Source organism: Actinokineospora sp. PR83 (assembly GCF_021056305.1).
GTDB lineage: Bacteria > Actinomycetota > Actinomycetes > Mycobacteriales > Pseudonocardiaceae > Actinokineospora > Actinokineospora spheciospongiae.
In genome coordinates, this window is sequence record NZ_JAJCXD010000019.1 from 13862 (window position 1) to 38261 (window position 24400).

General features: G+C 72.1%; 32 protein-coding genes. 4 read left to right on the forward strand and 28 right to left on the reverse strand.

From position 1 onward, the window contains the following. Nucleotides 1-21: 21 nt before the first annotated feature. From L6E12_RS06560 to L6E12_RS06570, 3 genes are read right to left on the reverse strand one after another with little or no spacing between them, the layout of a single operon-like run. The gene (locus L6E12_RS06560; protein ID WP_236226978.1) at nucleotides 22-1107 is read right to left on the reverse strand and encodes a PLP-dependent cysteine synthase family protein; all 1086 of its coding nucleotides are present in this window, start codon (nucleotides 1105-1107) and stop codon (nucleotides 22-24) included. A gap of 54 nt (nucleotides 1108-1161) precedes the next feature. Further along, a complete protein-coding gene (locus tag L6E12_RS06565; protein ID WP_236226979.1) occupies nucleotides 1162-1431 on the reverse strand; it encodes a DUF4229 domain-containing protein in 270 nt (89 codons plus the stop codon). A gap of 9 nt (nucleotides 1432-1440) precedes the next feature. Further along, entirely contained in the window at nucleotides 1441-1917 is a 477-nt protein-coding gene (locus tag L6E12_RS06570) for an Lrp/AsnC family transcriptional regulator (protein WP_236226980.1), read from the reverse strand. Between the two features lie 199 nt (nucleotides 1918-2116). Between L6E12_RS06570 and L6E12_RS06575 the strand changes: the two genes are divergently transcribed. Beyond that, on the forward strand, nucleotides 2117-2329 hold the full coding sequence (locus L6E12_RS06575; protein WP_035279382.1) for a BldC family transcriptional regulator: 213 nt from the start codon (nucleotides 2117-2119) through the stop codon (nucleotides 2327-2329). An 83-nt stretch (nucleotides 2330-2412) separates the two neighbouring features. Then, on the forward strand, nucleotides 2413-2607 hold the full coding sequence (locus tag L6E12_RS06580) for a hypothetical protein (protein ID WP_236226981.1): 195 nt from the start codon (nucleotides 2413-2415) through the stop codon (nucleotides 2605-2607). A 184-nt stretch (nucleotides 2608-2791) separates the two neighbouring features. On the opposite strand, the gene L6E12_RS06585 is transcribed toward L6E12_RS06580, so the two are convergent. The 13 genes from L6E12_RS06585 to L6E12_RS06645 form a co-directional block, all read right to left on the reverse strand. After that, nucleotides 2792-4108 (reverse strand): MinD/ParA family protein, encoded by a 1317-nt coding sequence (locus L6E12_RS06585; RefSeq protein WP_240012475.1) that lies wholly within the window; start codon nucleotides 4106-4108, stop codon nucleotides 2792-2794. A 279-nt stretch (nucleotides 4109-4387) separates the two neighbouring features. Beyond that, entirely contained in the window at nucleotides 4388-5356 is a 969-nt protein-coding gene (ccsB, locus tag L6E12_RS06590) for a c-type cytochrome biogenesis protein CcsB (RefSeq protein ID WP_236226983.1), read from the reverse strand. Beyond that, complete coding sequence (locus L6E12_RS06595; RefSeq protein WP_236227018.1) at nucleotides 5356-6849, reverse strand: cytochrome c biogenesis protein ResB; 1494 nt, start codon at nucleotides 6847-6849, stop codon at nucleotides 5356-5358. Before L6E12_RS06595 ends, ccsB begins: the two co-directional genes overlap by 1 nt. Before the next feature lie 38 nt (nucleotides 6850-6887). Then, the gene (locus L6E12_RS06600) at nucleotides 6888-7658 is read right to left on the reverse strand and encodes a cytochrome c biogenesis CcdA family protein (protein WP_236226984.1); all 771 of its coding nucleotides are present in this window, start codon (nucleotides 7656-7658) and stop codon (nucleotides 6888-6890) included. Nucleotides 7659-7735: 77 nt separating this feature from the next. Next, nucleotides 7736-8308: a TlpA disulfide reductase family protein gene (locus L6E12_RS06605; RefSeq protein WP_236226985.1), complete on the reverse strand. Its 573-nt coding sequence runs from the start codon at nucleotides 8306-8308 to the stop codon at nucleotides 7736-7738. Between the two features lie 3 nt (nucleotides 8309-8311). Continuing rightward, entirely contained in the window at nucleotides 8312-8941 is a 630-nt protein-coding gene (locus L6E12_RS06610; RefSeq protein WP_236226986.1) for a histidine phosphatase family protein, read from the reverse strand. After that, entirely contained in the window at nucleotides 8938-10266 is a 1329-nt protein-coding gene (hemL, locus tag L6E12_RS06615; protein ID WP_236226987.1) for a glutamate-1-semialdehyde 2,1-aminomutase, read from the reverse strand. The genes L6E12_RS06610 and hemL overlap by 4 nt, the downstream gene beginning before the upstream one ends. A 36-nt stretch (nucleotides 10267-10302) precedes the next feature. Beyond that, nucleotides 10303-10626, reverse strand: coding sequence for a hypothetical protein (locus L6E12_RS06620; RefSeq protein WP_236226988.1), 324 nt, complete (start codon nucleotides 10624-10626; stop codon nucleotides 10303-10305). Nucleotides 10627-10663: 37 nt separating this feature from the next. Further along, the gene (locus L6E12_RS06625; protein ID WP_236226989.1) at nucleotides 10664-11059 is read right to left on the reverse strand and encodes a hypothetical protein; all 396 of its coding nucleotides are present in this window, start codon (nucleotides 11057-11059) and stop codon (nucleotides 10664-10666) included. 60 nt (nucleotides 11060-11119) lie between these two features. Beyond that, on the reverse strand, nucleotides 11120-11677 hold the full coding sequence (locus L6E12_RS06630) for a hypothetical protein (protein ID WP_236226990.1): 558 nt from the start codon (nucleotides 11675-11677) through the stop codon (nucleotides 11120-11122). Between the two features lie 64 nt (nucleotides 11678-11741). Next, complete coding sequence (locus L6E12_RS06635; RefSeq protein ID WP_236226991.1) at nucleotides 11742-12266, reverse strand: hypothetical protein; 525 nt, start codon at nucleotides 12264-12266, stop codon at nucleotides 11742-11744. After that, a complete protein-coding gene (locus L6E12_RS06640) occupies nucleotides 12263-12901 on the reverse strand; it encodes a hypothetical protein (protein ID WP_236226992.1) in 639 nt (212 codons plus the stop codon). The genes L6E12_RS06635 and L6E12_RS06640 overlap by 4 nt, the downstream gene beginning before the upstream one ends. After that, nucleotides 12898-13413, reverse strand: a complete 516-nt coding sequence (locus tag L6E12_RS06645; protein ID WP_236226993.1) for a hypothetical protein — start codon at nucleotides 13411-13413, stop codon at nucleotides 12898-12900. The genes L6E12_RS06640 and L6E12_RS06645 overlap by 4 nt, the downstream gene beginning before the upstream one ends. 142 nt (nucleotides 13414-13555) lie before the next feature. Between L6E12_RS06645 and L6E12_RS06650 the strand changes: the two genes are divergently transcribed. Next, nucleotides 13556-14281 (forward strand): dienelactone hydrolase family protein, encoded by a 726-nt coding sequence (locus L6E12_RS06650; protein ID WP_236226994.1) that lies wholly within the window; start codon nucleotides 13556-13558, stop codon nucleotides 14279-14281. Between the two features lie 144 nt (nucleotides 14282-14425). On the opposite strand, the gene L6E12_RS06655 is transcribed toward L6E12_RS06650, so the two are convergent. The 7 genes from L6E12_RS06655 to L6E12_RS06685 form a co-directional block, all read right to left on the reverse strand. Beyond that, a complete protein-coding gene (locus tag L6E12_RS06655) occupies nucleotides 14426-14800 on the reverse strand; it encodes a hypothetical protein (RefSeq protein ID WP_236226995.1) in 375 nt (124 codons plus the stop codon). A 92-nt stretch (nucleotides 14801-14892) separates the two neighbouring features. Continuing rightward, entirely contained in the window at nucleotides 14893-15099 is a 207-nt protein-coding gene (locus L6E12_RS06660) for a DUF397 domain-containing protein (protein WP_236226996.1), read from the reverse strand. Nucleotides 15100-15153: 54 nt separating this feature from the next. Then, the gene (locus L6E12_RS06665; RefSeq protein WP_236226997.1) at nucleotides 15154-15519 is read right to left on the reverse strand and encodes a hypothetical protein; all 366 of its coding nucleotides are present in this window, start codon (nucleotides 15517-15519) and stop codon (nucleotides 15154-15156) included. After that, nucleotides 15516-15983 (reverse strand): hypothetical protein, encoded by a 468-nt coding sequence (locus L6E12_RS06670; RefSeq protein WP_236226998.1) that lies wholly within the window; start codon nucleotides 15981-15983, stop codon nucleotides 15516-15518. The genes L6E12_RS06665 and L6E12_RS06670 overlap by 4 nt, the downstream gene beginning before the upstream one ends. Nucleotides 15984-16126: 143 nt before the next feature. After that, on the reverse strand, nucleotides 16127-16483 hold the full coding sequence (locus L6E12_RS06675) for a VOC family protein (protein ID WP_308074310.1): 357 nt from the start codon (nucleotides 16481-16483) through the stop codon (nucleotides 16127-16129). A gap of 384 nt (nucleotides 16484-16867) precedes the next feature. Beyond that, entirely contained in the window at nucleotides 16868-17047 is a 180-nt protein-coding gene (locus tag L6E12_RS06680) for a DUF397 domain-containing protein (protein WP_236227000.1), read from the reverse strand. Further along, the gene (locus tag L6E12_RS06685; protein ID WP_236227001.1) at nucleotides 17044-17925 is read right to left on the reverse strand and encodes a helix-turn-helix transcriptional regulator; all 882 of its coding nucleotides are present in this window, start codon (nucleotides 17923-17925) and stop codon (nucleotides 17044-17046) included. Before L6E12_RS06685 ends, L6E12_RS06680 begins: the two co-directional genes overlap by 4 nt. Nucleotides 17926-18114: 189 nt before the next feature. On the opposite strand from L6E12_RS06685, the gene L6E12_RS06690 reads away from it, so the two are divergent. Then, nucleotides 18115-18357: a hypothetical protein gene (locus L6E12_RS06690; RefSeq protein WP_236227002.1), complete on the forward strand. Its 243-nt coding sequence runs from the start codon at nucleotides 18115-18117 to the stop codon at nucleotides 18355-18357. Here L6E12_RS06690 and hemB read toward each other — a convergent pair. From hemB to L6E12_RS06715, 5 genes are all read right to left on the reverse strand, one after another. Continuing rightward, a complete protein-coding gene (hemB, locus tag L6E12_RS06695) occupies nucleotides 18344-19321 on the reverse strand; it encodes a porphobilinogen synthase (protein ID WP_236227003.1) in 978 nt (325 codons plus the stop codon). The two genes, L6E12_RS06690 and hemB, sit on opposite strands and share 14 nt — an antisense overlap. A gap of 86 nt (nucleotides 19322-19407) precedes the next feature. Next, on the reverse strand, nucleotides 19408-20940 hold the full coding sequence (locus L6E12_RS06700; RefSeq protein WP_035279349.1) for a bifunctional uroporphyrinogen-III C-methyltransferase/uroporphyrinogen-III synthase: 1533 nt from the start codon (nucleotides 20938-20940) through the stop codon (nucleotides 19408-19410). Nucleotides 20941-20962: 22 nt separating this feature from the next. Continuing rightward, nucleotides 20963-21922 (reverse strand): hydroxymethylbilane synthase, encoded by a 960-nt coding sequence (gene hemC, locus L6E12_RS06705; RefSeq protein ID WP_236227004.1) that lies wholly within the window; start codon nucleotides 21920-21922, stop codon nucleotides 20963-20965. Then, a complete protein-coding gene (locus L6E12_RS06710; protein WP_236227005.1) occupies nucleotides 21919-23223 on the reverse strand; it encodes a glutamyl-tRNA reductase in 1305 nt (434 codons plus the stop codon). The genes hemC and L6E12_RS06710 overlap by 4 nt, the downstream gene beginning before the upstream one ends. Next, the gene (locus L6E12_RS06715; protein ID WP_110079415.1) at nucleotides 23220-24014 is read right to left on the reverse strand and encodes a redox-sensing transcriptional repressor Rex; all 795 of its coding nucleotides are present in this window, start codon (nucleotides 24012-24014) and stop codon (nucleotides 23220-23222) included. The genes L6E12_RS06710 and L6E12_RS06715 overlap by 4 nt, the downstream gene beginning before the upstream one ends. Nucleotides 24015-24400: the final 386 nt, after the last annotated feature.

Sequence of the window (24400 nt, forward strand, 5' to 3'; positions counted from 1 at the left end):
TCCAATGCGAATCGGAGCCGGTCACCACTCGCCGGTGCGCAGGAACTCCTCCAGCGACGCCAGGTGCGGGGTGATGTCGATGTCGTTGGCGGCGAGCCACTCGTCGTCGTAGTAGGTGTGCGAGTAGCGCTCGCCGCCGTCGCAGAGCAGGGTGACGACGCTGCCCGCGCGCCCGGCCGCGCGCAGTTCCGCGATGACCTGGAACGCGCCGCACAGGTTCGTCCCGGTGGAACCGCCGACGCGCCGACCGAGGACCCGCTCGGCCAGCCGGGCGGCGGCGATGGAGGCCGCGTCGGGCACCTTCACCATCCGGTCGACGACCTGCCCGAGGAACGACGGCTCCACCCTGGGCCGCCCGATGCCCTCGATCCGCGAGCCGCACGCCCCGGTCAGGTCCGGGTCGGTGTCGCGCCAGGCGTCGAAGAACACCGAGTTCTCCGGGTCGACCACGGCCAGCCGGGTGCCGAGCCTGCGGTAGCGGATGTAGCGGCCGATGGTGGCGCTGGTGCCGCCGGTGCCCGCGCCGACGACCACCCAGTCCGGTTCCGGGTGCGGTTCCAGCGCCATCTGCTGGAAGATCGACTCGGCGATGTTGTTGTTGCCGCGCCAGTCGGTGGCCCGCTCGGCGTGGGTGAACTGGTCGAGGAAGTGCCCGTCCAGCTCGTCGGCCAGCCTGCGCGCCTCGGTGTACATCTCGCCCGGGGAGTCGACGAAGTGGCAGCGGCCGCCCTCGCGCTCGATCAGGCGGATCTTCTCGGGGCTGGTGGTGCGCGGCATGACGGCGATGAACGGCAGCCCGAGCATCCTGGCGAAGTACGCCTCGGAGACCGCGGTGGAGCCCGAGGACGCCTCGATCACCGGGGTGCCGCCGACGATCCAGCCGTTGCAGATGCCGTAGAGGAACAGCGAGCGGGCGAGCCGGTGCTTGAGCGAGCCGGTGGGGTGGGTGGACTCGTCCTTCAGGTAGAGCCGGACTCCCCACTCGGTCGGGAGCGGGAAGGGCAGCAGGTGCGTGTCTGCGCTGCGGTTGGCGTCCGCCTCGATGATCCGGACGGCCTCGTTCACCCAGGCCCGCGTGCGCTCACTGCATCGGTCGACAGCCGTCATGAGCCGACACTATCGACGTTTTGTCACCTTCCGAGCATGGCGAATACCACGGACCTAGTCCCGGTCGCCGCGCAGTTCCGCGCGCAGGCGGTCGCGCTCGGCGTCGCGGTCCGCGCCGCGCTCGGCGAGGCCCGCGGTGACCCTGGCGTTCAGGCCGCGGAACAGCAGCAGGCCCAGCGGGAAGCCGACGACCAGGGCGATGGCCAGGCTGACCAACAGCGGCAGGTCGAACCACAGCAGCACCCCGGCGACCACGGCCACCAGCGCGACCCTGGCCGCGGTGTAAAGCACGATGTCGCGCCCCAGGTTCCGCTGCTCGTCCACGGCCCCAGGTTACCCGTCGGTCCGCGGGGCGGGTCCTTCGACGTCGGACACGTTGGGCCTGCCCTCGAAGCGGGTGGACAGGACCACCGTGGAGCGGGTGCGGGCGACGCCGTTGATCCGCCGCAGCCTGCCCAGGCTGCGCTCCAGCTCGTCGACGGTGGCGACCCGGACCTTGACCACGAACGCCTCGTCCCCGGCGACCCGGTAGCAGCTCTCCACCTCCGGCAGCTCGGCCAGGGCGGCGGCCACGTCCTCGTCGTCGGCGGTGTCGGTGGGGTGGATGCCGACCAGCGCGGTCACCCCCAGGCCGACGGCCATGGGGTCGACCACGGCGTGGTAGCCGGTGATGACCCCGGCGGCCTCCAGCTTGCCGACCCGTTCGTGCACCGCCGAGGCGGAGAGGCCGACCTGCCTGCCCAGGTCGGCGTAGGTGAGGCGGCCGTTGGTGCGCAGTGCGGCGATGATGCGGCGGTCCACGGTGTCCACGGTGAGGCAGCGTACGACGTCCGTCTCAGGGGCTGAACGGTGTCCGGATACGGCCGTTTTGTCCCTTACTACCTCTTTACCATCACCCAACCGTTCGAGTACCCGATGGTCGAAGTGCCACGATGGTCCTGGTTTGGTCCGACGGTTCCCGCCGACCAGGCCCCAGCCGAGTTCCAGCTCATCGAGGAGGGCGGCCCCAGTGACCGTTGCGCACGTCGGAGAACGCCTGCTGACCCCGGGCGAGGTCGCGGCCCTGTTCCGCGTCGACCCGAAGACCGTCACCCGCTGGGCCACCGCGGGCCGCATCGGTTCCATCCGGACCCCGGGCGGGCACCGCCGGTTCCGCGAGTCCGAGGTGCGGACGCTGCTGGCGGAGCTGACCACCGAGGCCAACGGCCCCGGCGGCCTCTGATCGGCGAATCGAGCGCCGCGGGGGACCCGCGAAAGCGACAAAGCGGCTAGCCTCGAACCCCCAGGGTTCGGAGGTGTCTCTCGATGATCTATCTGCTCGCCGTGGTCGGCGCCATCACCGTCGCCGTCCTGCTGTGGCGCGCGCTCGGACCGCAGCCCGCGGCCGTGTCGCCCCACCGCACGTCGGTGGCCCCGGATGACGACCCCGAGTTCCTGCGCGGACTCGACAAGCACCGGAAGAAGGACGGCACGGACGACGGCACCCCGCCCACGCCCTGACCGGGCACAAGAGAGGGGCCGTCCGCCGATGGACTCGGCGAACGGCCTCCCCGTGGCTCGACCTGCGCGCTCCACACCCGACCGCAGGAGCAGAACCCCGCCCCCACCCAGGCCGCACCGGCCCCCGCCAAGCCGGGGACGGTGCCGGGTGGGGACGAGGGGGTGGGTGGCGGGAGAAGTCGACTCAGTGCCGTCGGTGGGCCTCGTTGGGGAAGTCGTCGGCGACGGTGGCCGCCATCTCCAGGAGTGCGACCCGGGTGTCGGGCTGGAGGCGTTCGAGTTCGATCTCGGCGCCCTCCTCCAGGTGCGGGTCGAACGGGATGCGGCAGACCGCGCGGCAGCGCGCGCTGAAGTGCTGGGTGAGCTTGTCCAGGTCGACCGACCCGGACTTGGGCCGCACCGAGTTGATCACCGCGACGGACCGGGAGACCAGGTCCCGGTAGCCGTGCGCGTCCAGCCAGTCCAGCGTGGCCGAGGCGCTGCGGGCGCCGTCGACCGAGCCGGAGGAGACGATCACCAGCGAGTCGGCGATGTCGAGCACGCCCTTCATCGCCGAGTGCATGAGCCCGGTGCCGCAGTCGGTGAGCACGATGTTGTAGAAGTGCTCCAGCAGCGCCACCGTGCGCCGGTAGTCGTCCTCGCTGAACGCCTCGGACACGGCCGGGTCCTGCTCGGAGGCGAGGACCTCGAGGCGGCTGGGGCCCTGCGAGGTGTAGGCGCGGATGTCGCTGTAGCGGCGGATCCGGTTGGCGTCGCGCAGCAGGTGCCGCACGGTGGCCGTGGTCTCCAGCGGGATCTTCTGGCTCAGCGTGCCGCGGTCGGGGTTGGCGTCGACGGCGATCACCCGGTCACCGCGCAGCGACGAGTACGTCGAGCCCAGTGTGGTGGTGGTCGTGGTCTTGCCGACGCCGCCCTTGAGGCTCAGCATGGCGATCTTGTAGCAGCCGCGCAGCGGCTGGTTGACCCGGGCGATCAGCTCGCGGCGGTGCCGGTCGGCCGGGCTCTCGCCCACGTTGATCAGGTGACCGCTGGCCACGTAGACGGCCTTGCGCCACCCCGACTGCGGGGCGCGCTTGGCCTGCTTGAGCAGCCGCGCCGACGACAGCTCGTCGCTCTGCGGCGGTCCCATCGGCGGCTGCTGCGGCGGCGGTCCGTAACCGGCCGGGCCGCCCTGCGGGGGCATCCCGGGCTGCGGGTAGCCCTGCCCGTAGGCCAGCGGCTGCGGACCGGAGGGGGTCGGCTCGCTGTAGTAGCCCGGCTGCGGGCCGGGCTGGTGCGGTCCCGGCACGGCGTGCGGGCCGGACTGACCGGGCACGGCGTGCGGGCCGGACTGGCCGGGACCGGGCACGGGGTGCGGTCCGGTCTGGCCGGGCACGGCGTGCGGGCCCGACTGGTGCGGGCCGGGCGCGGGGTGCGGGCCGGACTGGTTCGGGCCGGGGACCCGGTGCGGTCCGGATGCCTCGGGGAACGGGGTGTGGTCGGTGGCCGCGTCGTCGGTCAACGGGTCGTCCGCCTTCGGGGTGTCGGCCTTGTCGGCAAGTTCGGGTGCTGGGCCGAAGTCGTGGGTCTCGGTGTCCGCTTCGCGCGGCGGACCGCTCCGGCCCGCCGCGGACCCGCCACCCGGCCCCCAGGCCAGCTCGGACTCATCTTGGCGTCCAGTCACCCCTGCGACCCCTCCTGCCCGGCGTGCGAGCGGTCCCGCCCGACTCACGATGGCGACGGTAGTCGCTCGCGGCCCGCGCCACCGAAACGGGGGCTGTCCGCAACGCGCGCAAAACGGTTACGACGCGTACGAGTGCAGCCCGGAGATCACCAGGTTGATGAAGAACAGGTTGAACACGACCATGGCGAAGGCGGTGGTGTTGACGATCGCGGCCCGGGTGCCGCGCCAGCCCGCGGTGGCCCTGGAGTGCAGGTACCCGGCGTAGACCACCCAGGCCACGAAGGCCACGGTCTCCTTGGGGTCCCAGCCCCAGAACCGGCCCCAGGCGGCCTCGGCCCAGATGGCGCCGCAGATGATGCCGAAGGTGTAGATCGGGAACGCGAAGATCGTGGTGCGGTAGGCCAGCCGGTCGAGGGTGTCCGCGTCGGCGAGCTTGGGGGCGAGGCGGGTGAACTTGGCGGGGTCGCGGTCGTGCGCGGCCTTGATCAGGTACAGCACGCTGAACACGCCGGGGACCAGGAACAGGCCGCTGGAGATGATCGCCGCGGAGACGTGGACGACCAGCCAGTAGGACCGCAGCGCGGGCTGCACGGGGCCCGCGTCGGTGTAGAGGACGGTGCCGCCGAGGAACATCAGGATGACGACCGGGGTCAGCACGAACACGCCCATCCGGCGGACGTCGAACTTGCGCATCAGCACGAGCCAGGTGATGACCGCGATGAGCATCGTGGCCATGCTGTACTCGTACATGTTGCCCCACGGGGCGCGCTGGGTGGCGACCCCGCGCAACACCAGCGAGGCCAGGTGCAGCGCCACGCCGAGGACCGTGAGGGCCACCGCCGCGCGACCGGCGCGCTCCGCCCGGTCGCGCCGGGGGGCCGCCTCTACCCGGCCGTAGGCGGGGGTGTCGGTGCCCGCGGGCACCGGTCCGCCCGCGCCGACCAGCTCGCGGGCTGCCTCGGACTTCTTCGCGGTGCGGGTGAACGCCTGCTCGACGGCGTACCCGACCATCGCGAAGACGTAGACCAGCACCGCGGCGCGGAAGCACCAGTCGCTGTAGGTCGCCAGGGTCTCGTTGACCGCCATCAGGGTTCCCTCCTGGGAGTGCGCAGCGCGGCTGCGATCCTGCTGAACTCCTCGCCGTACCCCGCCTGGTCGGTTCGGGCGAGTCCGCCGACCGAGACCACGGTACGACCCGCGTCGTCCGGTGTCGCGCGCACCCACAGCCTGCGGCGCTTGATCGTCAGCGAGGTGCCCAGGCCCAGGATCATCGCCACGGCGAAGACGAGCACCCACACCTGCGTCGGGTCGTGCGAGACCTGCAGGTACGCCCAGCGCTCGACGCCGTCGAACCGGACGGTGGTGCCGTCGTCGAGCCGGAGCTGACCGCCGAGCTCCAGGTTCTGCCTGGCCACCCGGACCAGCCTGCCCTGGTCCACCAGCGACCGGTCCACCTCGAAGATGGACTGCCCGCGCCCGGAGTCGATGCCCAGGTCCCCGCGCAGCACGTCGACGGCCACCGCCGGGTCCTGCAACCCGGGGTAGCCGGAGGTGAGCAGGGTGCCGTCGTACTGGGCGGTGGGGGCGAACAGGCCGGTGATCGCGATCTGGCTCTTGCGCCGCTGCTCGGCGTCGGTGGTGCCCGGCGGGTCGAACTTGGTCGCGCCCTGCGACAGCAGGGTCTGCGGGTCGACCGTGCGCCACTGGATGGTCTGGGTGCGGCTCTCCCCGTTGGGGAAGGTGACGGTGAAGGTCGGCGCGTAGCCCTGGCCGAGCAGGTAGACCCGGTCCCCGACGACCCGCAGCGGTTCGTTGACCCGCAGGTCGTAGGGCCGCCAGGTGCCCGCGTCGAGGTCGGCGCCCGCCTGGTAGTCCATCCGCACGGTGAACTGCTCGGCCTGCCCGTCGGGGAAGTAGCTGACGTCGAGGTCGTTGACCCGCACGCAGAACGGGGTGAGGTCGGTGCCGTCGACGCGCAGGCCGGGCCGGAACGTGTCGTACCCGGCGGTGCCGGAGTTGCAGAACTCGGAGCCGTCGGCCAGCACGATGACCTGGCCCTCGTAGTTGAACATCTTGCCCAGGGCCAGGGCGACGATCAGCCCGAGCATGGCGAAGTGGAAGACGAGGTTGCCCAGCTCGCGCAGGTAGCCCTTCTCCGCGCTGAGGGTCTTGCCGCCGCCGTCCTCGTCGCGTTCGACGGTTCGCCAGCCGGACAGCCGCGCCTTGGCGTCGGCGATCACCGCGGCGGGTTCCTCGGCCAGGGTGGCCTGGGCGTGGTGCGGCATCCGGGCGAGGTTGCGCGGGGTGAGCACCGGCTGGGCGCGCATGGACCTGGCGTAGTCGACCGTCCGCGGCAGCAGGCAGCCGACGAGGGAGATGAACAGCATCAGGTAGATCGCGGAGAACCAGACGCTGGAGTAGACGTCGAAGAACTCCAGCCGGTCCAGCAGCGTGCCCCACCAGCCGTGGGCGGCGATGTAGTCCGCGGTGCGGGGCGGGTTGAGCGAGCGCTGCGGCAGCAGGGCGCCGGGCATCGCGGCCAGCGCCAGCAGGAACAGCAGGATCAGCGCGGTGCGCATCGAGGTGAGGCCGCGCCAGGTGTTGCGCAGGAAGGCGGTCACAGCGGCAGCTCGAAGTCGCTGACGACGGTGTTGCGCAGCCAGGCGACCAGGTCGCCCCACACCCCGGTGACCAGCAGCACCCCGACGACGAACAGCAGCCCGCCGCCGAAGAGCTGCATCGCCCGGCCGTGGGTGCGCATCCAGGTGGTGGTGCGCACGGCCCACCGGGCGCCGAGGGCGATCAGCAGGAACGGCACCCCGAGGCCGAGGCAGTAGACCAGGACGAGCACGAACCCGCGGGCCGCGGTGCCGCCGGTGGCGGTGGCCAGGGACAGCACGCCCATCAGCGTCGGCCCGATGCACGGCGTCCAGCCCAGGCCGAACACGGCTCCGAGGACGGGGGCACCGGCCAGGCCGAGCTTGGGCGTCGTGTGGATGCGGATGTCCTTCTGCATCCCGGGGACCAGGCCGACGAACACCAGTGCCATGGCGATGGTGACCACGCCACCGACCCGTTGCAGGACGTCCTCGTTGACCAGGAGCGTGTCCGCCAGCCAGACGACGCTGCCGATCGTCGCGGCGAAGACGACGGTGAACCCGAGGATGAACAGCGCCACCGCGCCCAGCACCCGGCCGCGGCCGGACTTGCGCCCCTCGTCGGCGGACACGGCCGGGGCCTCGGCGCCGACCAGGGCGGCGAGGTAGGCCAGGTAGCCGGGGACGAGCGGGACCACGCACGGCGAGGCGAAGGAGACCACGCCCGCCAGCAGCGCCACGCCACCCGCCGCCAGGAGCGGGCCGGTGGTCACGAGCTCGGTGGGATCCACGGAGTCAGCGTAGGGATCGGCTGTCAGGGCCCGGTGAGCGCCCGGCCCTGGGGCGTCCTACCTCACACCCGGGGCGGTCAGGACTCGGCGGTGAGCTTGTCCAACTCGGCCCTGAGGTCGTCGGCCAGCAGGTCGCGCATGTAGGCGGCGGCGACCCGGCCCTGCTTGTCGATGAGGAAGGTGGCCGGGACGACCGCGCGCGGGTAGCCCTTGAGGGCCAGCAGGGTGCGGCCGGGCGGGTCGAAGATCGACGGGTAGGTCAGGCCGCGGTCGCGGACGAAGTCCTGCGGGACGTCGCGCTGGTTGTCGCGGAAGTTGATGCCGAGGACCTGCACGCCCTTGGGGCCGTAGTCGTCCTGGACCTTCTGGAGTTCGGGGGCCTCCGCGCGGCACGGGCCGCACCACTGGCCCCAGACGTTCACCACGACCACCTTGCCGCGGTAGTCCGACAGCTTGAGCTGCCGGGACTCGTCCATCAGGCTCGACCCGCTCAGCTCCGGCAGCGGTTTGCGGTCGGCGACGGGGTAGGTGATGTCGGTCTGCCCGCCCGGGGAGACGAAGACGAACTCGGTGTCGGTGGAGACCGCGTCCTTCTCCGCCGTGCAGCCCGCCAGGGCCAGCAGCAGCGCCACGACCGCGACCGCGCGCACGGCTCAGGCCCCCGTGTTCTTGGGGTCGCTGGCGCCCGCGGGTTCGGCGTAGCGCAGGCCGACCAGCCTCTCGTCCTCGAACACCAGGGAGGTCAGCGAGGCCAGGGAGCACTCGCGCCGGGAGGGGTTGTGCCAGAGGCGCTTGCCCTCCAGGTAGCGGCGGACCGTCCACACCGGGAGCTGGTGGGACACGCACACCGCCTCGTGCCCGGCCGCCGCCGCCCGCGCCCGGTGGACCGCGCCGAGCATCCGGTGGGCGATCCGCAGGTACGGCTCGCCCCAGGACGGGGTGAACGGGTCGCGCAGGTGCGGCCAGTTCCTCGGGTGCCGCAGGGCGCCGTCGCCGACGGAGACCTTCTGGCCCTCGAAGACGTTCTCCGACTCGATCAGCCGGTCGTCGGTGGCCAGTTCCAGCCGGTGCGAACCGGCGATCGGCGTCGCCGTCTCCTGCGCGCGCAGCAGCGGGGAGGCCACGACGTGGGTGATGTCGTGGTCACGCAGGTACTCCGCGACGGTGAGCGCCTGGCGCTTGCCGGTCTCCGACAGGCGGAAGTGCGGCAGGCGGCCGTAGAGGATGCCCGACGGGTTGTGGACCTCGCCGTGGCGCAGCAGGTGGACGACGGTCTGGGTCACGCGGGCTCCTCGGCTGCTGCGGCCGCCGCGGCGGCGACGGGGAGGGCGGTGGCGATGCGCTCGAACGCCTCGTCGTCCAGGGCCGCGTTGACGAACCAGGCCTCGAACGCGCTGGGCGGGGCGTAGACGCCGTGGTCGAGCAGGGCGTGGAAGAAGGCGGGGAAGCGCCAGGTCTGCGCCGCCTTCGCGCCCGCGTAATCAATGACGGGGTTCTCGGGGGTCTCGGTGAAGAACACGCTCACCAGGTTGCCCGCGAACTGCACGCGGTGCGGGACGGACGCGGCGGTCAGCGCCCCGGTGAACAGCTCGCCGAGGCGGGCGGCGTTGGCGTCGAGCGCGCGGTAGACCGACTCGTCGGCGGCGCGCAGCGTGGCCAGGCCCGCCGCGACCGCGACCGGGTTCCCGGACAGGGTGCCCGCCTGGTAGACCGGGCCGTTCGGGGCCAGCCTGCCCATGACGTCGGCCCGGCCGCCGAAGGCCGCGGCGGGCAGGCCGCCGGACATGACCTTGCCGAAGGTGTAGAGGTCGCCCGCGACGCCCTCCAGGCCGAACCAGCCCGCCTCCGACACCCGGAAACCGGTCATCACCTCGTCCATGACCAGCAGCGCGCCGTGCTCGGTGGCCAGCTCGCGCAGGAGCGCGTTGAAGCCGGGCAGCGGTGCGACGGCGCCCATGTTGCCCGCCGCCGCCTCGGTGATGACCGCGGCGATGGTCGGGCCGTGCTCGGCGAAGGCCGCGCGCACGGCGTCGAAGTCGTTGTACGGCAGCACGAGGGTGTCCTCGGCCTGCGCGCCGGTGACGCCCGGCGTGGTCGGCAGGCCCAGGGTGGCGACGCCGGAGCCCGCCTCGGCGAGCAGCGCGTCGACGTGGCCGTGGTAGCACCCGGCGAACTTGACGATCCGGGCCCGACCGGTGAACCCGCGGGCCAGGCGGATGGCGCTCATCGTGGCCTCGGTGCCGGAGTTGACCAGGCGCACCTGCTCCACCGGCGCCACCCGGCGGATGATCTCCTCGGCGAGGTCGATCTCCCCCGCGGTCGGCGTGCCGAACGACAGCCCGTCTCCCGCGGCCCTGCGCACCGCCTCGACGACCTCCGGGTGCGCGTGGCCGAGGATCATCGGCCCCCACGACGACACCAGGTCGACGTAGCGGTTGTCGTCGACGTCCCACAGGTAGGCGCCGGACCCGCCGGTCATGAAGCGCGGGGTGCCGCCCACCGCCGAGAACGCCCGGACCGGGGAGTTGACCCCACCGGGGGTGACGGCCTTGGCGCGGTCGAAGAGGGCGGCGGAGCTGCGGACGTGGGCCTGGACTTCAGCGGTCACCACGCCAGTGTCCCAAACGCGGCGGGGTGGCCGCGCTCACGCCACCTCGGCGCCCGCCCGCGCCGCCTTCGGCGTGGTCCGCACCGCCAGCACGACCTGCCGCACGGCGTCCACGAGGACCAGGCCCGCGAGGGTGGCCGCGGCGACCGCACCGGCCACGAACGGCCCGTCGAACTCCTCGAACCGCAGGTCGGGCCGGTCGGGGATGGGGGTGCCCGCGACCGTGCCGCGCGACCACAGCCAGAACGCCAACCCCACCAGGGCGGCCACGGCCACGACCTCCACCGCGGCCACGATCGCGCGGCGGGGGCGGTGCGGCGCGGGAGCGGGTTCCGGCCAACCGGGTTCGGGGGTGGTCACGGCCCCAGGGTCTCATGCGCCCACCGGGGGCGGCGGCTCAGGAGCGGCGGGCGAAGAAGGTGCCCGCGTCGACGCGCAGCAGCAGCGTCACCACGAACACCCAGACGACCACGGCCGCCCCGCCCAGGAAGGGGGCGGTGGGGCCGGGGACGGGGTTCGCGGCGGCGGGGGCGCACAGGGCGCCGAGCAGGGCGGCGGCGACCAGGCCCGAGCGGGCCCAGCCGCGGCCCTCGCGCAACGGGTGCGCGCAGGCCGCGGCGGCCAGCGCCGACAGGGCGGCCCCGAGGCCGAGCAGCCCCGGGGACCGGGTGGAGAGGACGAGCATGACGCCGGTGATACCGGCGCCGAGCAGGGCACCGCAGAACGCGCCGGTCACCGCCGCCGGTCTGGCGCGGGACACCTCGGGTTCGGGGAGTACGGACAACTGGGTCACGCCCGGTATGTAGCAACCGGACCGATCCGCGTTACCGAACCCGGCGGTATCCCGCGCACATCACCCGGCGCGCTTGACGGCCTCGAAGTAGTGCGTGGACTCCTTCTGCCACATCATGAAGATCGCCGTGCCGATCAGCGCGATCTGGATGATGGTCAGCACGATGCTCAACCCGTCCAGCGTGCCGCCGAGCAGGCCGAACAGGCTGCTGATCAGGCCGAGCGCGCCGAGCACGGTGAGCGTGATGCGGGCCCAGTTGCGGCCCGCGCGCATCTTGAACGCGAACAGCAGGTACAGGGCGAAGAACAGCACCGCGATGACCCCGGAGAACGCCAGGCCCGCGCTGACCGCGGTGTCGATCTCGGAGTCGGAGAGGTTGCCGCCGCCTGCGCGGGCGGACTCGCGGGCCGCCTCGCGCAGGGCGTCACCACCGATCGTCAGGGAGACGACGAAGGCGATGAGGCTCAGCGCGGCGTTGGCGATCCACAGGGTGAACGCGGTGTCGACGGGCTTGGGGCGGGACAGGGGCTGACCCATCTCGCGGTCGCTCAGGGGCGGGGCCGCGGGCATGGGGTCGTACCTGGGGGACTGGTCGGGATCGGGGCCACTCGTGGTCATGGGGGTGACCGTATTGCCTGGAAGCGGTCGCCGCACGACTTTTGCCACCGCGCCGCGGCGCTTTTCAGCCCCGGCGGCCCGGCTGGAAAAATTTGGTCGCCTCGGGTTGGAACAGGTAGACCACGGCGGCGACGCGGAAGGCGGCGTCGGCGAGGTTCCACATCAGGTCCGGCGCGGGCCCGACGGTCGACACCCCGGCGAGGAACCCGGCGGCCCCGAGCGCGGCCAGCGCGGCGAGGGCGATCCGCGCCCAGTTCCGCCCGCGCCTGGCCATCAGGGCGAGCAGGACGTAGAGGCCGATGGTCAGCAGCACGCCGCACACCCCGGCGATCACCACCACCTTGGCGTCGACGGCGGCGAAGGTCGGGTTGGTGTCCTTGGTCAGCTCGCGGACGGTGCGGTCGACCCACGCCCGGTCGAAGATCAACTGGTAGAGCGTGCCGACCACGTTCACGGCCATCCCCGCCAGGGTCAGCCACACGGCGTGGTCGACGATCCGCGGCCGCGGGTTCGGCGGCGGCGCGGACACCGGCGGCATCGGCGTGTACTGCGGCGGGACCTGGTACGGCGGCGGGGTGGGACGGGTCACTGCTCGCCTTCCTTGCTCTCGACCGGGATCTGCGGCCGTTCGGTGTTGTTCTCGGCTGTTCCGTTCGCGGTGTCCTCGTTCGCCGCGCTGCTCCGGCGGGCGCTGGGAGGGAGGTCGAGGTCCAGGTCGGCGGACTCGGCGGTGTTGCCATCGACCATGGGCGCCAGCACCTCGACGAGGTCGTCGGAGAAGCGGGCCCACCCGAGCACGACCGACCCGTCGACCATCTCCATCGGCACCGGGTGCGTCTTGGCCGGGATGGTGAACCCACCACCGACCGCCCGCGCCCCCACCGGCTCCGGCACCCCTCCGACGCGCGCGATCCGCGCGACGGAAACCACCCCGGTCCCCATCCGAAGGGTCGTGTCGGTGAGCGTCACGGCCCGGTCGGTCCGCCGCGCCGACACCCAGAGCGCGGTCAACCCGAGCAGCACCACCCCGACGACGATCCAGGCAAGACCGTGCGAGGCGCCGGTGACGGTCTCCAGGGTGAACCCGACCCCGCAGAAACCGGGCCCCCACAGCAACGGCCACCAGGTGGAGCCGGACTCGTGGTAGCGGACGGCCTCCTCGACCCCTTCGACCCCGGGGGTCTCTGTGATTTCTCCGGTGACTCCCCCGGCCTCCTCGGTCACCGGTCGTCCTCGGCGAAGAAGCGCCGGGCCGGGGGCGCGTAGAGCAGCCCGGCGGCCACGATGATCAGCAGCGCGCTGATGAGCCCGTAGATGGTCACCCGCCCCAACGAGTACTCGAACAGCGCGGCGAAGACCCCCAGCACCAGCAGCAGCGTGCGCGCCTTCCGCGCCCCCCGCCGGGCGTTGTGGCCGACCAGCACGAAGAACGCCAGGAACATGACCGACCCGGCCAACAACCACCAGGACAGCCCGGCGGCCAACCCCCGCATGTCGGAGACGCTCTGCCCGGGGTTGCTCCGGGCCTGGATGTCCGCCCACTCGTCGCGCAGCACGAGGAACAACACGGCCCCGACCAGCCCGATGGCCCCCGCCGCGATCCACAGCCAGAAGCTGACCAGGACGACCCGGGGCGCGTCGGTCCGCGCCTGCCCGGCGGCGGCGGCCTCCTCGGCGGTGGGCATGACCGGCGCCTCGCGCGGGGTGGCGTCGTCGGTGTCGTCCGGGGTGCTCACGGACCCGAGGTTACCCGCCGGTCGGAAAGGCCTGTCCGGCGAAGACCTCGCGCACCCGTTGCGCGGTCCCGGGCACCGGGGCTGTTCTGCCAGCGGTGAACCCGGGCCCGACCGCGCCCGTCGATCACTACCGTCCGGTCCCATGGCGACGACCACCACGCGCACGGTCGAGTACCCGGCCGACGGCCTGACGATGCTCGGGCACCTCGCGCTCCCGGCCGGTACCGACCGCAGGCCCGCGGTGCTGCTCGGACCGGAGGGCACGGGCCTCAGCGACGTCGAGCGCCGCCGGGCCGACACCCTCGCCGAACTGGGGTACGTGGCGCTCGCCTTCGACATCCACGGCGGGCGCTACCTGGGCGACCCCGAGGAGATGCTGGCCCGCTGCCTGCCGCTGCTCGACGACCCCGACCGGATGCGGGGCATCGGCCACGCGGCGCTCGACGTGCTGCGCGCCGAACCGCGGGTCGACCCCGACCGGATCGCCGCCATCGGCTACGGCACCGGCGGCGCGATCGCACTGGAACTCGGCCGCGACGGCGTCGACCTGCGCGCGATCGGCACCGTCAACGGCCTGACCACCGGCCGCCCGGGCGAGGCGGCGCGCATCCGCTGCCCGGTGTGGGCCGGGGTCGGCTCGGAAGACCCGATCATGCCGCCCGCGCAACGGGACGCGTTCACCGCCGAGATGCAGGCCGCGGGCGTCGACTGGCGCCTCGTGGTCTACGGCGGCGCCCTGCACGCCTTCCACCACCCGCCGGTCGACCACACCGTGCTCCCCGGCGTCGGACACCACCCGCAGCACGCACAACGAGCCTGGGACGACGTCGTCGACCTGCTCGCCGAGTGCCTGCCCGTGACGGAGTGACCCGGCCGGTCCGAACCCGGGCGCCCACTGACCGGGTCGGCACGGCGGGTTTCCGGCGTATGCGGTCCCACCGCTTCGTCGTCGCCTGCTCAGCCCCGGAGGACGCCATGGGCCGCGCCCTGGAGACCGAGCGCGGAGGCGGGCTCAGGGCAGTTCTTCGAGGCGGTCGAGGACGGTGGTGAGCACATCCTCCTCGTGAAGGGCGACGAGCACCCGCACGATGTTGCCGATACCCGGATCGCGGACGATGAGTCCGTCGTGGCACCAGAAGTAGCTGCCGCCCGAGTACTCACCGGTGCCCGCCCAACGCGCCATGAGCCGTTCCACCTCGGCGACGGTGAAGATCGTCGCACTCCAGCGGGAGCCGTCGGGCAGGCGCACCTCGACGTCGGTGTTGTCCACTCCATCGAGGTCGACGTCGGGGTCGATCAGGAAAGCCACGTCGAATGATGAGGTCCGAACGCGGTAGTACGGCCCGTCCCATCCCTGAGAGATCACGGTGACCGTCGAGGGCTCCACGACGCCCAGGTTATCGGCGCCCGCCCATGCGGCTGGTCCTCCCGAGCGGGAAGGGTGACGCCTGCCTGGTGGGCAGGCGTCACTCGGGGCGGTCAGCGGGTGAGGGTGGTGAGGAAGGCGTGCCAGGTGGGGGCGGGGAAGGAGAGGATGGGGCCGGTGGGGTGCTTGCTGTCGCGGGTGGCCACGGAGAGGCCGGGGAACGCCACCTCGACGCAGTTGGACTGACCGTTGTTGAAGTTGTTCTTGCGCCAGGCCACGTGAGACTGGAGGAGCTGACCCGCCTCAGCCGGTCGGATCACGTACAGGGTGCGCTCTCCCCCCAGCGGGGGTGTTCGGTCTGCCGTTGCACGCGGTCAGGATCGGAGCAGGGTCGAGGCGTGCCGTTCGAGCGGTTCGGCGAGGTCGGGGAACTCGCCGCGGGCCACCCTGCGCAGCAGTCGAGCGGTGGCGTAGAGCTGCGCGAACCGGCCCGTGTCGGTGTCGAGCACGTCGGCGAAGACCTCGCGCACCCGTTGCGCGGTCTCGGGCACCAAGAGGCTGTAGCAAAGCAGGGTCGCCGCGTCGGTGCCGACGGGGCCATTGCCCCACCATTCCCAGTCCAGCAGTCCGAATCGAGGGCCGAACAGGTTCGCCCAGTGCGCGTCACCGTGCACGGTTTCCCACCTGGGCACTGTTGGGTCCACCGCGTCGCCGAAGCGCTGCGCGAGCCAGTCGGTCACCTTGGCCTGGGTGGTGTTGGCGCGCTCAGTCGGTGTGACCGCGACGGTGTCGACGGTTCGGCGCAGCTCGGCCCACCACTCGTCGGGTAGTCGACCGTGGCGCGCAGTACGTCGGTCGGCGAGCACGCGCGGCCCGGCAACCTGGTCATGATCTCGGCGCGCTGCTGCCGCCATCCCTCCCACTCGACCACGTCCAACACGCGGGGCTTGGCGATGCCCTCGAACACGTTCGCGTCGAGGTTGCCCGTCCAGAAGTCGTCGCCGACCCACCGCTTGTCCTCGGACACCACGCGCAGCCAGCAGTCGTCATCACCACGGCGGGCGGGAGCGCTGACCGACCGGTCACGCCAGCCGAGCAGCGGCTCGCCGACGATGACCGCCCCGAAGTGGTCCGCGGCGCGGTCGAGGTTCTCGCGCATCCACTGCCTGAACTGCGCGTCAGCCTCGCTGGTGTCGACCGGCACCGGTGTTCCTCACTCGTCGGTGACGTACCGCAGGTACGCGGCGGGGTTGTTCATGTACCGCCGCCAGTGGTCGACCACGTCGAGGTCTTCCCACTCGGCCCGGTGGAACCCATCGTGAAGCTACGCCGAGGGCCCCGTCCGGATCAGTTCAGACAAAGACAGAAGGGATGACCTGCCGGGTCCAGGAAGACCCGGAAGGACGTACCGGGCTGGTCCGGGTGTTTGGTCGCACCGAGATCGATCACTGCCGCCTCGGCGGCATCGAGGTCGTCAACGATCACATCGAGGTGCATCTGCTGGGGCCGCTCCTGGGTTGGCCACATCGGCGGCGTGTAACCATCCACCCGATGGAAGGAGATGCACTGGCCGTCCTCAGCGCAAACCGAAGCCCGGTCGGCGGAGACAGCGACCTCCCAATCCAGCATCGCGCCGTAGAACCCGGCGAGTGCACCAGGATCAGGACAGTCGACAACGATGAGGGGCAAGCGAGCGATGGCCATGCCGGCCATCCTATCGACGATTGCGGTCGGCAGACGTCCAGATTCCGCAGTGACGTGCCAGCGCTATTGACCGTCCACCTCTCCCTGATCGAGGCGGATCAGGACTACCGATCAAGGGCCTGCGCGTTGTCGACGTGTCACCCCGTAGTCCGGTCAACGGGTAATTGACATTCACCTGTGATTCCCAACCACATGAGCACGAATTCCCGGCGGAGGCGGAGCTTTCCGCGAGTGAAGTCCGGGCAGCAGTGCGTGCCTGCCTGGCACCGTCGCCTGCCCGGCCCGAAGGACGCTGGCAGCAAACACGCCAGGCGGTTTTTCCGATCCCGGCACGAGACAGGCCCCCTCCGACCACGAGGGGGCCTGTCCCCAAAACGAATGAGGTCAGCGGGTGAGGGTGGTGAGGAAGGCGTGCCAGGTGGGAGTGGGGAAGGAGAGGGTGGGGCCGGTGGGGTGCTTGCTGTCGCGGGTGGCCACGGAGAGGCCGGGGAACGCCACCTCGACGCAGTTGGCCTCTCCCGAACTGTGGCTGCTCTTGCGCCAGGACAGGTTGGGCTTGCTCATGGCATGAACTCCCTTGCTGCTTGGTGGATGAGGCTCTTGCTGGCCTTCTCATCCGGGATCTGGGCGAGCAGTCCGGAAAAAGCCTGGTCGAACTTTCCGACTTCGCTCGGTTTGTCCAGGTAGAGGGAGCCGGTGAAGCCATCGACGAAAACCGTAGGTGGCTCCGGGTCACGGTCGCCGTACCGGGGGAAGCGCATGATCACGAACGGGCCGGTGAGTGCGCCGTGGTGCAACCCGATGGAGAACGGCGCCACCCGGATGCTCACATTGGGCAGTTCCCCGAACTCGATGAGGCGGTCCAGTTGCAGGCCCATGACAACGGGTCCTCCGATGGGACGGCGGAGGATCGCTTCGTTGATCACCACCGAGACGTCCGGGGCGGCGGTGACCCGGTCCAGGATTGCCTGCCGCTCGACACGCAGCCGGACAAGACGCTCGATCACTTCCTCTGACGCGTCAGAGCGCCCACCGCGGAAGATGACCCGAGCATATTCGGGGGTCTGGAAGAGGCCAGGAATCAACTCGCACTGATACCAGTGCAAGGACGAGGCAGCTTCCTCCAAGCCGACGTAGAGGTTGAAGTCGTTGGTCAGGACATCGCCGAAGGCGTGCCACCACCCCTTGCTCTTGGTTTCCTTGGCGAGTTCCTTGAGCGATCCTGTGGCCTCCGGTGGAGCGCCGTAGACCTTGCACATGGCCTCGGCGTCCAAGCTGCGCAGGCTGGTTTGGCCTGTTTCTATCCGCCAGATCTTGGCCTCTGACCACTCCAGCGCCTCCGCCGCCGCGCGGACCGTGAGCCTGGCCTTGCCGCGCAGGTCGCGCAGGTACCTGCCGAGTTGGCGCCTCGGCACCGTTGAGCCCGTTGTCCCCTCGGACACCGCCCCACCTTTCATCCCGGGGGGAGCTTACATCCGATTTGCAAGACTTTCCCCGCTCGTTTCGCGGTATCGGACTCGGTTTGCCAACGACATTCCGGGTCTTCTCCGCGTGCGCTTGCAGGATAGGGGCCGAACCCGTTGTCTCAACGGCAGTACAACCCCCACCTTCGAGCGTTTCGGGAGATTCCCATGAGCGATGTGCCCACCGTCGGGGCCTGGGTCAGCGTGCCCGACGACTGCCGGATGAGCTTCACCCTCGGCGAGGACGAGGACACCCGCCTGCTCTTGGGCGAGTGGGCGACCGGGTTCGAGGTCGTGCTCACCGATCGCAGCCTCGACCGGTTGATCGAGACCGCGACCACCGCGCGGGAGCGGCGGGTCGCCGCAGCGGCCTGCCAGTCCGACCAGAACAGCGGGGTCAGCGGCGGTTGAGCCAGGTCGCGGCCTCGGTGGCCCAGTAGGTGAGGATGACGTCGGCGCCCGCGCGGCGGATGGACGTCAGCGTTTCCAGGATGGTGCGGTCGCGGTCCAGCCAGCCGTTGGCGGCGGCGGCCTCGACCATCGCGTACTCGCCGGAGACCTGGTAGGCCGCCACCGGCACGTCGGAGACCTCGTGCACCGCACGAATGACGTCCAGGTAGGCCCCGGCGGGCTTGACCATGACCAGGTCCGCGCCCTCGTTCAGGTCGAGCTGGACCTCGCGCAGGGATTCGCGGATATTGCCCGGGTCCTGCTGGTAGGTCTTGCGGTCGCCGGTGAGCTGGGAGTCGACCGCCTCGCGGAAGGGGCCGAAGAGGGCCGAGGCGAACTTGACCGAGTAGGCCAGGATGCCGGTGTCCACGTGGCCCGCGGTGTCCAGGGCCTCGCGGATCACCCCCACCTGGCCGTCCATCATGCCGCTGGGGCCGAGCAGGTGGGCCCCAGCGTCCGCCTGGGCCCTGGCCATGTCGGCGTAGACCGCCAGGGTGGCGTCGTTGTCGACGTTGCCCTCGCCGTCGAGGACGCCGCAGTGGCCGTGGTCGGTGAACTCGTCCAGGCACAGGTCGGACATCAGGATCGTGCTGTCGCCGAGTTCGGCGCGCAGGTCCCGCAGGGCCACGTTGAGGATGCCCTCCGGGTCGACCCCGCCGGAGCCCACGGCGTCGCGGACCTCGGGGACGCCGAACAGCATGATGCCGCCCACCCCGGCCTCGACCGCCTCGACCGCGGCCTTGCGGAGCGTGTCGCGGGTGTGCTGGACGACGCCCGGCATGCTCGCGATCGCGGTCGGCTCGGTGGCGCCCTCCTTCACGAACACGGGCAGCACGAGCTGGTGCGGCGCGAGGGTGGTCTCGCTGACCATGCGGCGCAGCGCGGGGGTGCGGCGCAGGCGGCGGGGGCGGTGGTTGGGGAACATCGGCTCTCCCGAACTGGATCGGCAAATGGGAGCGGGCGGGGTGCCAGTGGCAACCCCGCCCGCCCAGTCTGTCAGTGCCGCGCCGGTCAGCGGCGCGCGCGCTTGGTCTTGCGCGGCGGCGGCAGCGCGCCCTCGGCGCGGAGCCGGGCCGCGTGCTCGGCCAGGGCGTCGACGAGCGCGGGCACCGTCGCGTGCTCGGGCTGGACGTCGACCCGCAGGCCGAACTCGCGGGCGGTCTCGGCGGTCTTCGGGCCGATGCACGCCACCAGGGTGCGGGTGTGCGGCTTGCCCGCGATGCCGACCAGGTTCCGCACGGTCGACGACGAGGTGAAGCACACCGCGTCGAAACCGCCGGTCTTGATCATCTCGCGGGTGTCGGCGGGCGGCGGGGCCGCCCGGACGGTGCGGTAGGCCGTCACGTCGTCGATCTCCCAGCCGCGGTCGCGCAGGCCCGCCGCCAGGGTCTCGGTGGCGATGTCGGCCCGCGGGAGCAGCACGCGCTCCACCGGGTCCAGGATGTCGTCGTACGGCGGGAAGTCCGCCAGCAGGCCCTCGCTGGACTGCTCACCCGAGGGCACCAGTTCCGGGTTGATGCCGAACGAGCGCACCTTGGCCGCGGTCGCCTCGCCCACGCAGGCGATCTTCACGCCGGAGAAGGCGCGGGCGTCCAGGCCGAACTCGGCGAACTTCTCCCAGACCGCGCGCACCGCGTTGGTCGAGGTGAAGATGACCCACTGGTAGCGGCCGTCGACGAGGCCCTTGACCGAGCGCTCCATCTGCGCCGGGCTGCGCGGCGGCTCGACCGAGATGGTGGGCACCTCGCTGGGGATCGCGCCGTGCAGGTGCAGGCGCTCGCTCATCTCCCCCGCCTGGTCCTTGGTGCGCGGCACCAGCACGCGCCACCCGTAGAGGGCGCGCGACTCCCACCACGACAGCTTCGAGCGCTGCGCGGCGGCGGCGCCGACCGTCACCACCAGGTGCCCGGAGATCTCCCCGGCGTCGGCGGCGAGCGAGGCCAGCGTGGTGTCGACGGTGCGCTGGCTGGTCGCGGTGCCGTCCGCGGTGACCGCGACCGGGGTCTGCGCGGCGAGGCCGTGCTCGACCAGCGAGGAGGCCGCCTCGGCGAGGTGGCTGGCGCTGGCGTGCAGCACGATCGGGCCGGGTGCGGCCGCCAGGGCCGCCCAGTCCACGTCGCCGCGCACGTCGACCTCGGTGTGCCCGGAGCCCAGGGCGATGCCCGCGTAGGCGGGGACCGCGGTGGCGGGGGAGACGCCGGGGATGACGTCGAACACCGCGCTGGTGCGGGCCACCGCCTGCGCCTCGGCCACCACGGCCGAGTGCGTCAGCGGGTCGCCCGCGACCAGGCGCACCACGACGCGACCGGCCTTCGCCTCACCGGAGAGGTCCTTGGCCACGTCCGCGGGTTGCCCCACGGCGGGGCGCACCTCGGCGTCGGCGCTGGTGAAGGCCAGCACGGCGGCGGGCACATCGGGGTCGGTCACCACGAGCTCGGCGCGTTCGAGCAGCTCTTTGGCGCGAACCGTGAGCAGTCCGGCGTCGCCGGGACCGGAGCCCACGAAGGCGACGCGACCGGGGGACTTACGTGCACGGGTGGTCATGTCAGGCCACACTTCCCATCAACTACGCCTCGGGACCGGAGAGCACCCCGGCCCCGAGTTCCAACAGCTCGGCGGCCAGCGCACGACCGAGCTGCTCTCCTTCGGTCAGGTCACCGGTGGCCGACGCTCGCATGATCTCGACCGGACCCGTCGGGTCGCCGTCCGCGCTGTAGGCGGCGGCGACGCCGCGCAGCGACAGGCGGAGGATCACCCTGTCGTCCTGGTCGAAGTCTTCGACGACGTCGGCCAAAGCGCCAACGGGCGCGCTGCATCCCGCTTCGAGCGCGGCCAGCATGGCGCGCTCTGCGGCAACCGCGAGCCGGGTGGCTTCGTCATCCACTGTGGACTGGAGAAGGTGTTCGACGTCGACGTCGTCGACCCGGCACTCCACCGCCAGCGCTCCCTGCGCGGGCGCGGGGAGCATCTGGATGGGGTCGAGGGTCTCGGTGATCTCGTCGAGCCTGCCCAGCCGGGCGAGCCCGGCGCGGGCGAGCACGACGGCGTCGAGTTCGCCGTCGCGCACCTTCTTGATCCGACTGTCCACATTGCCGCGGATCGGCACGATCACGTGACCGAGGCCGAGCGCGTGCAACTGCGCGGCCCGCCGGGGCGAGCCGGTGCCGATCCGCGCACCCGGCAGCAGCTCGCCCAGGGTGAGCCCGTCGCGCGCGACGAGCGCGTCCCGGGGGTCCTGGCGCTGCGGCACCGCGGCCATCGACAGGCGCGGGTCCGGGGCGGTCGGCAGGTCCTTGTAGGAGTGGACGGCCACGTCCACGGTCCCGTCGGCGAGCGCGTCGCGCAGCGCCGAGGTGAACACGCCCACGCCGATCTCGGCGATGGGGGCGTGCGAGCGGTCGCCGGGGGTGGACACGACGACGATCTCGGTCGCCGCGCCCGCCTTCTCCAGCGCGTCGGCGATGGTCCCGGTCTGGGCGAGCGCGAGGGCGCTGCCGCGGGTGCCGATCCTGATGGTTCGCTTCACGTCTTGTCCTCACTGGCGAGGGCCACGGCGGCGGGCTTCTGCGGGTCGAGCTGGAACAGCTCGCGCAGCGCCTCGGCGTAACCGGTGCCCGCGGGGCCGGAGGCCAGCTCCTTGACCCGCACCGTCGGGGTGTGCAGCAGCTTGTCGACGACCCGGCGGACCGTGCGTGCCAGCTCGTCGCGGACCGGGTCGTCCAGGTCGGGCAGCCGGGAGTCCAGGCGCAGCAGCTCGGCGTCGACGACCTCGGCGGCCCGGCGGCGCAGGGCGGTCACGGTGGGGGTGACCTCCGCCGAGCGCTGCGCGGCGAGGTAGCCGCGCACCTCCTCGGCGACGATCTCGGCGGCCCGGCGCGTGTCGAGCCCGCTGGGCGTCTCGGCCAGGCGGCGCTGGAGGCTGACCAGGTCGACCACGTGCACGCCGGGCAGCTCGCCGACGCCGTCCTCGACGTCGCGCGGCAGGCCCAGGTCGCAGACGACCAGCGGCGTGGTCCGCGCGGCGACGGCCTCGACCGGGATGACCGCGCCGACCGCGCCGGTGCAGGACACCACGACGTCGGCGGCGGCGATCAGGGCCGACAGGTCGTGCAGGCCGACCACGGCGCGGGCGGGGACGCCCTGCTCCAGCAGCGCCGCGGCCAGCCGCTCGCCGTTGGCGGCGGAGCGGTTGGCGATGACGACCTCGCCGACGCCCGCGCGGCGCAGGGCCGCGGCGGCCAGCCCGCCCATGGAACCGGCGCCGACGATCAGCGCCGAGCGGCCCGCGAGGCCGCCCAGGGACCGGTCGGCGTCGGCCAGCGCCTCGGAGACGACGGAGCCGCCGACCTGGTCGAGCCCGGTGTCGGTGTGCACGCGCTTGCCGATGCGCAGCGCCTGCTGCACCAGCTCGTGCAGCGAGCGGCCGACGGTGCCGCACTCGGTGGCGGTGTTGTAGGCGATGCGGACCTGGCCGAGGATCTGCGACTCGCCGACCACCATGGAGTCCAGGCCCGCCGCCACGGTGAACAGGTGCTGCACGGCGGAGGCGGCGTAGTGCACGTAGAGGTGGTCGTGCAGCGCGGTGGGGTCGGCCCCGGCGTGCCGGGCCAGCACGCCCACGACGTCGGAGAGCCCGGCGTGGAAGGCCTCGACGACGGCGTAGACCTCGACCCGGTTGCAGGTGGAGACGAGCACGGCCTCGGTGACGTCCGGGCAGGCCAGCAGGTCGTGCAGGACCTTGGGCACGTCGGCGGCGGCGACCGTCACCCGCTCCAGCAAGCGGACGTCGGCGCTGCGGTGCGACATCCCGACCGCGAGCACGCTCATGACACCACCATCCCGTTGACCTGTTGCCCGTTCGTGGCGGCCGCGTCGTCGGCTCGCCGCGCCACGTGGAACGACAGCACCTGCAGCTCGACCGCCAGGTCGACCTTGCGCACCTCGACGTGGTCGGGCACCTGCAGCACGACGGGCGCGAAGTTCAGGATGCACTGAACTCCCGCCTCGACCAAACGGTCGCAGACCGTCTGGGCGGCGGGCGGCGGCGTGGCGATGACCCCGATGGAGACCTCGCGCTCGGCGCACACGCGGGAGATGTCGTCGATGTGGTCCACCGGCAGGCCCCCGACCGGCACCCCGACCAGGTCGGGGTCCACGTCGAACAGCGCGGAGACCGGGAAGCCGCGCCCGGGGAAGCCGCCGTAGTTGGCCAGGGCGTGACCGAGATTACCGATCCCGACCACGGCGACGCTGTGCTTGCGGGTCAGCCCGAGGATGCGCTCGATCTCCTCGATGAGCACCGCCACCTCGTAGCCGACGCCGCGGGTGCCGTACGAGCCGATGTAGGACAGGTCCTTGCGGAGCTTGGCCGAGTTGACCCCGGCGGCGGCGGCCAACTCCTCGCTGGAGACCGTTCCCGCGCCCTGCTCCTGCATGGCGGAGAGCACCCGCAGGTAGACGGCCAGCCGGGCCACCGCGGCCTCGGGGATCGCCCGCGCGCGTTCCCGCGCCGCGGGCACCTCGGCCACCCTGGGGATCGGAGTCGTGACCTCCGCGGCGGTGGGGGCGGGTGGGGTGTCGCCGCCGACACCGTTCCGCTGGCCTCGCTGTGCCGCCACGCTGGTACTCCTCGACAGGAAATGTCTCCGGGATGGGAACACGGTACCGCTTGTGAACGCGTGCACAAAGTCAGTGGCCAGGGGCTTGACGCACGCCACACCACCGGATCGAGGTGTACCCGGATGGCCTAGGGCCGCGCTGACGGGCGGTGCGCGGCGGGCGCCCGGAGAGGGTGGGGCGGGTGCGAACGGGCCGGCGGTCGGCGAGCCGCGTGGGCTCGCCGACCGCCAGGCACCCGACCTTGGTCGACCTTCCCCGCCGACCAATCCCGGATGCTGTCGAGTATAGCCCACAGTCGAACACCTGTGCGAAAGCGGGTGGTGTGTCGGACGGCACCCGCGCCGGACAAGGGAGCGCCGCCGCAGTGCTCTGCGGCGGCGCTCCC

Excerpts from the sequence above, each read along its gene's own strand:
- L6E12_RS06560 (WP_236226978.1), bottom strand. The coding sequence starts at position 1,107 with ATGACGGCTGTCGACCGATGCAGTGAGCGCACGCGGGCCTGGGTGAAC.
- L6E12_RS06580 (WP_236226981.1), top strand. The coding sequence starts at position 2,413 with ATGATCTATCTGCTCGCCGTGGTCGGCGCCATCACCGTCGCCGTCCTG.
- ccsB (WP_236226983.1), bottom strand. The coding sequence starts at position 5,356 with ATGGCGGTCAACGAGACCCTGGCGACCTACAGCGACTGGTGCTTCCGC.
- L6E12_RS06595 (WP_236227018.1), bottom strand. The coding sequence starts at position 6,849 with ATGCGCACCGCGCTGATCCTGCTGTTCCTGCTGGCGCTGGCCGCGATG.
- L6E12_RS06630 (WP_236226990.1), bottom strand. The coding sequence starts at position 11,677 with ATGACCACGAGTGGCCCCGATCCCGACCAGTCCCCCAGGTACGACCCC.
- L6E12_RS06650 (WP_236226994.1), top strand. The coding sequence starts at position 13,556 with ATGGCGACGACCACCACGCGCACGGTCGAGTACCCGGCCGACGGCCTG.
- L6E12_RS06675 (WP_308074310.1), bottom strand. The coding sequence starts at position 16,483 with ATGGCCATCGCTCGCTTGCCCCTCATCGTTGTCGACTGTCCTGATCCT.
- L6E12_RS06680 (WP_236227000.1), bottom strand. The coding sequence starts at position 17,047 with ATGAGCAAGCCCAACCTGTCCTGGCGCAAGAGCAGCCACAGTTCGGGA.
- L6E12_RS06690 (WP_236227002.1), top strand. The coding sequence starts at position 18,115 with ATGAGCGATGTGCCCACCGTCGGGGCCTGGGTCAGCGTGCCCGACGAC.
- hemB (WP_236227003.1), bottom strand. The coding sequence starts at position 19,321 with ATGTTCCCCAACCACCGCCCCCGCCGCCTGCGCCGCACCCCCGCGCTG.
- L6E12_RS06700 (WP_035279349.1), bottom strand. The coding sequence starts at position 20,940 with ATGACCACCCGTGCACGTAAGTCCCCCGGTCGCGTCGCCTTCGTGGGC.
- L6E12_RS06710 (WP_236227005.1), bottom strand. The coding sequence starts at position 23,223 with ATGAGCGTGCTCGCGGTCGGGATGTCGCACCGCAGCGCCGACGTCCGC.